The 6,966-nt window shown below is 42.7% G+C and carries 6 protein-coding genes; 2 read left to right on the top strand and 4 right to left on the bottom strand.

Annotated elements, in window-relative coordinates:
* The 3 genes from PX484_RS13800 to PX484_RS13790 form a co-directional block, all read right to left on the bottom strand.
* Window positions 1-195: UPF0182 family protein (locus PX484_RS13800; protein WP_288104288.1), on the bottom strand; the 195-nt coding region annotated here is incomplete at its 3' end.
* A 265-nt stretch (window positions 196-460) separates the two neighbouring features.
* Window positions 461-1,687 carry a glycoside hydrolase family 10-like protein gene (locus tag PX484_RS13795; RefSeq protein WP_287766578.1) on the bottom strand — a complete coding sequence of 409 codons (1,227 nt, stop codon included), beginning with the start codon at window positions 1,685-1,687 and terminating at the stop codon, window positions 461-463.
* 119 nt (window positions 1,688-1,806) lie between these two features.
* Entirely contained in the window at window positions 1,807-2,934 is a 1,128-nt protein-coding gene (locus tag PX484_RS13790; protein WP_287766579.1) for an ABC transporter permease, read from the bottom strand.
* Between the two features lie 84 nt (window positions 2,935-3,018).
* On the opposite strand from PX484_RS13790, the gene PX484_RS13785 reads away from it, so the two are divergent.
* Window positions 3,019-3,948 (top strand): 2OG-Fe(II) oxygenase, encoded by a 930-nt coding sequence (locus PX484_RS13785; RefSeq protein WP_287766581.1) that lies wholly within the window; start codon window positions 3,019-3,021, stop codon window positions 3,946-3,948.
* Window positions 3,949-4,020: 72 nt separating this feature from the next.
* Here PX484_RS13785 and PX484_RS13780 read toward each other — a convergent pair whose 3' ends face one another.
* Complete coding sequence (locus PX484_RS13780; protein WP_287668891.1) at window positions 4,021-6,219, bottom strand: phosphoketolase family protein; 2,199 nt, start codon at window positions 6,217-6,219, stop codon at window positions 4,021-4,023.
* A gap of 130 nt (window positions 6,220-6,349) precedes the next feature.
* Between PX484_RS13780 and PX484_RS13775 the strand changes: the two genes are divergently transcribed.
* On the top strand, window positions 6,350-6,966 hold a 617-nt coding region (locus tag PX484_RS13775), incomplete at its 3' end, for a polysaccharide biosynthesis/export family protein (RefSeq protein WP_288104284.1).

Raw genomic sequence — 6,966 nt, 5'->3', positions numbered from 1 at the left:
TAGAGAAAGAATCGCACTTCCCCAACCTAATCCTAGTTGCCAAGATAATTGTTTCAGGAAAGTGTTTAAATAACCCATCTCGGTAAACCAGAGGCTATTGGCTACCACTAATACCCCCAACTGCCCGATCACAAGGCAGCCAAGAAACAGTAAAATAGGTTTAGCGATCGAGCTTCGGTTATGTCTGATCAGCATAAATAAAGTGATAAGGGAGAGTCTTTTTTCATTCTAGCGATTTTAGTTTCTCCCTGCTGCTTTTTCTTAAGTAGGTGGGTAGAATTAAATATAAGATGAACGTAGGTTGGGTTGAAGCATGAAACCCAACGCCTGCATGGTTTACGCTACTGCTAACCCATCCTACAAATAATTGTGCCTCCCTACTTAATTTAAAGATAAACTTAAGAAACTATAGCCAGGTTAGGGCGATAACTTTGCTTAAAGTCAGCAATTTTACCTAATTTTAGCGAGGATTAGCAGACTGGAGTATTTCCCGAAAAATCCTGCGTCGATAGGAAGGAGATTCATTACTCATATTCCATAAAGTTTCGTAGAAAAAGAAAGAAACACCAAAATTTTGTTGTCTCGATTTTTTCACTTGTTGAGTAATATTAACCATCGGAATCGGACGACCTTTTAAACCAGATAAAATCCCAATAGCTACGGGGATAGATTGCCTAGCTTGCTGTAATTCTGGTTGTGATAATTCCCAGTCAAAGGCGTTCATATCAGTTCGATACACTTGTATTATTAACTCATCAATCAAGTTTTTTTCTTGCCATTTTTGCCAATCTAAAAGATAGGATTGTAGGGAGAAAGTGTAGGGATTAGGAGATAGGGAAATAATCGCTCTAGGTTGCTGCTTTTTAATCGTCTGGGCTAAACTATTCATATAATCAGTAATTTTATCGGCCCGCCATTGAATCCATGCTTTATCTTGATAATCTTGCGGTGGTAATTGTCCAGAATGTTCCCTTTGATAGAGTTTAATTGTGGTTTCATCATAGCCAAAATCGGCGGGATAACCAAAATGGTCATCAAACTGAATTCCTTCTATATCGTAGTTAGTAATAATCTCGCTGACTAAATCCGTAATAAAGTTTTGTACTTGCGGATGTAAGGGATTTAACCACACCCGTTGATGCACTTTTCCTTCCCACCAAATTACGCTTTTATCCTGTCTTTGGGTTAACCAATCGGGATGCCGTTTGGCTAATTCTGAATCCGCAGGAGCCATAAAACCAAATTCAAACCAGGGAATAATTCTTAATTTTTTCCGATGACCTTGGCTAATTATTTCCTTTAAAAAGTCGCGATTTTTTAAAGATTCATGGGGATCGAGCGCTCGTCCCGTCACTTTTTCTGCTACCTTAGAAGGATAGAGTGTATAACCCCAATTCCAGACCGTGGGATAAATAGTATTAAAGTTTAAATCGGCCAACCTATCAAGGGCATCTTTTAGGATTTCCGGTTTAAATAATACCTCACTATCGATATTAGTTAACCAAACTCCACGAATTTCGGGTTTTTCTTGGGTTTTATTGGTCGATTGTGCGGGAAAATTAAAGGTTATCGTCATGATACAAGCAAAGATAATTAAAAATATTAACCAGCTTATTTTCCCGTATCTTTGACTATAAATCACCAAACTATCGGCGAAATTATTAAAGGTTTTACTGATTCTATTCATAATGGGAAGTGGGAATTATAAATTATAAATTATGAATTATGAATTGGGGAGAAGGGAGAAGGGAGAATAAATAAAAATAATCTCCTGCCGACCGCCTCCTGACTGCTAAAATAACTAAATTATCTCTCTAAATTGCGAGGATCTAGAGCATCGCGTAAACCATCACCGAGTAAATTAAAAGCTAAAACGGTGAGAATAATTAACAAAGCAGGCGGCCAAATTAACCAGGGTTGTAGAACAATAATTGAGGCATTGGTAGCCAAAGAAAGCATATTTCCCCAACTAGGATCTGGTTGTTGAATTCCCAAACCAATTAAACTTAAAACCGATTCGGCCACGATAAACCCCGGCACGGCTAACGTAGCAGAAATAATGATATAACTGGCAGTTTGGGGCAGCACATGACGCAGAATAATATAAAGTGGTTTTGCTCCCATAGCTTTAGCGGCCTGGATAAATTCCTGTTCTTTCAGGGATAAAACTTGACCGCGAATTACCCGCGCTAATCCCGACCAACTGATAAAAGAAGTAATCAGGACGATTAATAAAAAGCGTTGGGTGCTGGTTAATCCTGCGGGTAAAACGGCCGCTAGGGCCACGAGTAAATATATGCCGGGGATAGTCATTAAAACTTCCACAAAACGCATTAAAATCGCATCTAACCAACCGCCAAAATAGCCAGAAACGCCACCGACAAATAAACCGATAGGGAAAGAAATTAAAATCCCGACCAAACCGATAAATAAACTAATTCTGCCTCCGAAAATCAGGCGACTAAAACTATCGCGTCCCGATTCGTCAGTTCCCAATATATTGATTCTACCATCGCCGATCACCCCGAACAGATGGATATCAAGAGGGATACCGGGGAATAAAGTTACTTCCTGCCATTTTGGCGGCAAAGGTAGGCGAATTTGACCTAAATTATAGGTTTCACCCTGAACAAAGAGACTCAGCGGCAAGGGTTTGTTAAAATCTCTCATTAGCTTCCGCTCACCAGTTTCTATATTAATAGCACTTTGAGTGGTGGGATAGACGTGGGGGCCAATCCACTCACCCTTGTTACTTCCCGACTGCGAGCGCCAAAAGATTTGGGTGGGGGGTAGGAGAGACTGACCGGGTTGGGAGGAGTAGGGAGAGTAGGGAGCGACAAAATCCGCCGCCATTACGCTTAAATAGAAGATTAACAGTAAAACTGCTCCCCAACGAGCGAGAGGATTATCTTTGAGTTTGTGCCACCAGTCCATAGGCGATGAGGTCAATAGGAGAGTTAATCTTTATTTTGTCAGTTTGATTGCTACAATTCATCATACCAACAAAAAAGCTGTCTAATGTTTATCAACCCCCTTGTTTATGAGAAATCTCCTGTCTATCGTCAAGATTTTGAGACAGCGCAACCGTTTAAGCATTTGGTCATCGATAATTTTTTAGTTGGGGAGCAAGCGCAAATTTTGCTAGAAAATTTTCCCAGTTTTAATCCGCAAAAAGCCATTAGTGAGTTAGGAAAAGTTGGCGGGAAGGCAGTTAATGAGGATTTAATCGGTTTAGGGGGTGTTTATCAACAGTTTGGCCGCTACGTTCAAGCTCAAGAGTTTTTAGAGTTAATTTCCCAGTTAACCGGTATCGATAATTTAATTCCAGACCCTAGTTTTTATGGGGGTGGAACCCACGAAAATTTACACGGTCAAGAATTAGACCCTCACATTGATTTTAACCTCGATGAGCGTCATTGGTATCATCGCCGCTTGAATTTATTAATCTATTTAAATCCCCAATGGCAAGCAGATTGGGGAGGTAATCTAGAGTTACATTCCAATCCACGTCAACCAGAAGAAAATAAGATTAAATCTTTTGTACCTATCTTTAATCGTTGTCTTATTTTTGAAACCAATGAACATTCATGGCATGGATTTTCTCAGATTAATTTACCAGAAAATCAACGGCATTTATCCCGGAAATCTCTTTCTATCTATCTCTATACCAAAGAACGTCCGAACCAGGAATTATCACCATCTCATACAACTTTTTACATCCCGCGCCCGCTGCCAGAAAATATTCAACCCCATCAAGTTTTAAGCTCAGAAGATTACCAACAAATTAAAATTTTACTGAAAAGACGGGATGATTTAATTCGTTTTTATCAAGATAGAGAACTGAAAGAATCTCAGGATTTAGTTAGTTTAAAATCCCATATTAAGCGCTATCTATCTCTCCAATACCCTCACCTATGGAAAATTATTAAAAGTTTGCCCCGTTGGTAAAAGTGACCTGAAAAAAATCCCTACTTTCCAATCAAAGAAAGTAGGGAATAATCAAAAAAACTAACTGGGAACTTAACCTAATAACTGGGTAGCACGCGCAGTTAAAGCATTGGCAGTTAAGCCATTATAGGCCATAATTTCCCCAGCACTAGCGGTGGTTTCTCCCCGTTTCCAAGCGAAAACATCCCGACGCGCATTACTGCGTAACATAATTGGTTCTAACATGGCGCTTGTACCACCAGTTACTCCGATTAAAGCATCACCGGCAAAGAGACTGTCAAAACCAGCATCATCAAGGAAATTATTATCAGCTGCCGAGCTAGTTTCACTCATCACATCGCTAGGACGGTAGAGACGACGGGGATTAATTACCGAGACGATTTTTACCCCGATTCCCGCCGCTTCTAACTGTTGTGCAGACTCAAAGACGGGTAATAAAGTCATATCACCAATGACGGCAAAAACAACTTTTTTACTGCCTTCCGATTCGTGGAGAATTATGCCGCCTTTTTCTAAAGCTTGACGGGTTTGCTCAAAGGTGGTTCGCACCGGTAAAGGCGATTTACTAGCGGTGATTGTAATGCCTTTATTGCTAGTTCCCAAGGCCCATTCATAACAGACTTGAATACTGTTAGCATCGCAGGGAAAGAGAGGGAAAATATTGCCATTTCGCATCATAGCGGCGAAATAATTTTCAATCTCTGGGCGTTGGTGTGTCCAACCATTACGCCCTTGCTCTAAGGCTCCGGCGGTGAATAAAGTAATAGTAGAAGGGGTGGGACGACGTAACTCGGCCATCGCTTGGGTTACAGTCTGCCAAATCGGTAAACCATTGATAGCAAAAGACTCGTAGGAACACCATAAAGTCCGCCCTCCCAAGAGAGATAAACCGACGGCTAACCCGGCACAGGCATCCTCGCTTAAAGGCTCATAAACTTGACCGTTAGGTGCTTGGAAATAGGCATCATCGGTGGTGGGGTGAATAATCTTTAAACCGACGTTAATATTATTAATTCCCGAAGCGGCATTACCATCAGCATTAGTGACGACAAAATTGGAGTCAGCTTTACCCACAGCTACCACTAATTCCCCCATGGCAGTGGTGGCCACTTTTTTATCACCACCTACAGTATATTCGGTCATCGGTAAGGTTCCTAAATCCGGCAGCGGCAAGACTTTTTCCGTTACCACTGTTTCTGCTGCCGGACCCCCTCCAGAGCGCTCGAAATTAGTACGAACAATTGCCCAAGCTTCAGGGGGTAAAGCGCGTTCCTGTAAGGCACTAACTATATAATCTTTTTCTAAAGAATCGCCTGGATAAAGATTATGGGAAGCCGCTCCCCGTTTGTGAACTCCCGCCCCTTTAAGTTGTTTAATAATGATCACCGTTAGTTTACCACCTAGGGCTAATTGGGCGGCTTTATCCGTGGCCATTAACACCGCTTTCATGAACTCCAGACGCTGGTTAAAAGAGAATTTGGTGCTATCTACATATTCCCCATTTTGATTAGCATCATCGAAGTCTTTAGCATTAATGAGAATCACTTCCTCGAAACCATTACCGCGCCAATAGGCTTCCATTTCGGCGTTAGTTTTCAGGGACACCATGCTATGGTGTTCTTGGGAATAGCCATTCCAAACTAAAATTGGCAGAAAATTGGTAATTTCTGGGTAAGCAGTGTGAAAATGACCAAAACTACTCATAATGTAGGGTTCTCCTAAACCACCATCCCCGATAGTCACAGGGAAAAGGGTATTAGGGTGTAATTTGGCCGCCGCCATGGCGAAATGTTGTCCTTGGCCCAAAGGACCAGCCGGCCCGAGCAGTCCGGGGATTTGTCCGGAAAGATGCCCTAAAAGTCCGTGTTTTTCCCGAAAACGTTCTCCCAATTCCCTGACGTTGCTGATGCCCATGGCTTCCAGAGAGCGATCGAGAAAGACGTTACTATAAAAACCGGGGGCATGATGGCCCACTTCGGTGAAAATATTTTTCTGGCCTAACATCATCAAAGAGGCAATCACGTCGGCAGCGCTGGCAAAACCGCCGGGGTGTCCCGATTCTTTGGTAGCGGTGATTTGTAGGGTGAGGTAACGCAAAGCATCGGCGGCTAGGAGGGTTTGATAGATAGCATTCGGGTCATTAGCGGCAATAATAGCGGTTTTTCCCTCAGCGATAGCGGCTTTTCCTGCATATTTATCAAATTCGGGTAAGGAAGCCCCAAAATATTTTATCCCTTGACAAAAATCGGGAATTGTGCTAGTAGCTGTCATAAAATTAATATACCCCTTTACATACAGGCAATCGTTAAAACTATCTTACAGTTAGCGGTAACTCTCGATAGATGCGATATTAGAGGGGGTTTCCATAGGCGATCGACTATTTGTGCTACACTGATCGCCAATGTCAACGATAAAATTAATCCTATTGATCATGTTAAATAGCAGCCAATTACAGGATTTAATCAGCAAATCACTGCGTTATCTATTAATTATCGGCACTATTGCCCCTCTCACTTCCTTAGAGGCTCGCTCAGTCCAAGCCACTCCTCCTAGTAGTGCTGCACCCGCTAAAGAGGCGACCGCGCCTATCCCCGCCCAAAGCAAAGAGTACACCCTAGGAGAAGGGGATAAAGTGCGCGTCACCATCTACCAAGTGGCGGATTTAAGCGGCGATTTCCTCGTTTTAGCCGATGGAACCCTGACTTTACCTCTGATTGGCAGCGTCAAAGTGGAAGGAATGACCGTCACCGAAGCCGGCCAAACCCTTGCCAAACGTTACACCACCTATCTCAAACGTCCCGTGGTTACTGTTAGCATTCTCACCCCCCGGCCTCTGCAAATCGCCATCGCGGGGGAAGTCAATCGTCCGGGTACTTATACAATTAACCCCGAACAAAGCCAAAAAACGCCCCTATTGACCGAAATAATCCGGCAAGCGGGGGGAGTGACTACGGTGGCCGATATTGGTCAAGTTCAAATCCGACGCAACCTCAAGGGACAAGAACAGCTAATTCAAGC

This window comes from Microcystis sp. M49636_WE2 (genome assembly GCF_030065375.1).
Lineage (GTDB): Bacteria > Cyanobacteriota > Cyanobacteriia > Cyanobacteriales > Microcystaceae > Microcystis > Microcystis aeruginosa_C.
This window is presented reverse-complemented; position numbering and strand designations above follow the sequence as displayed.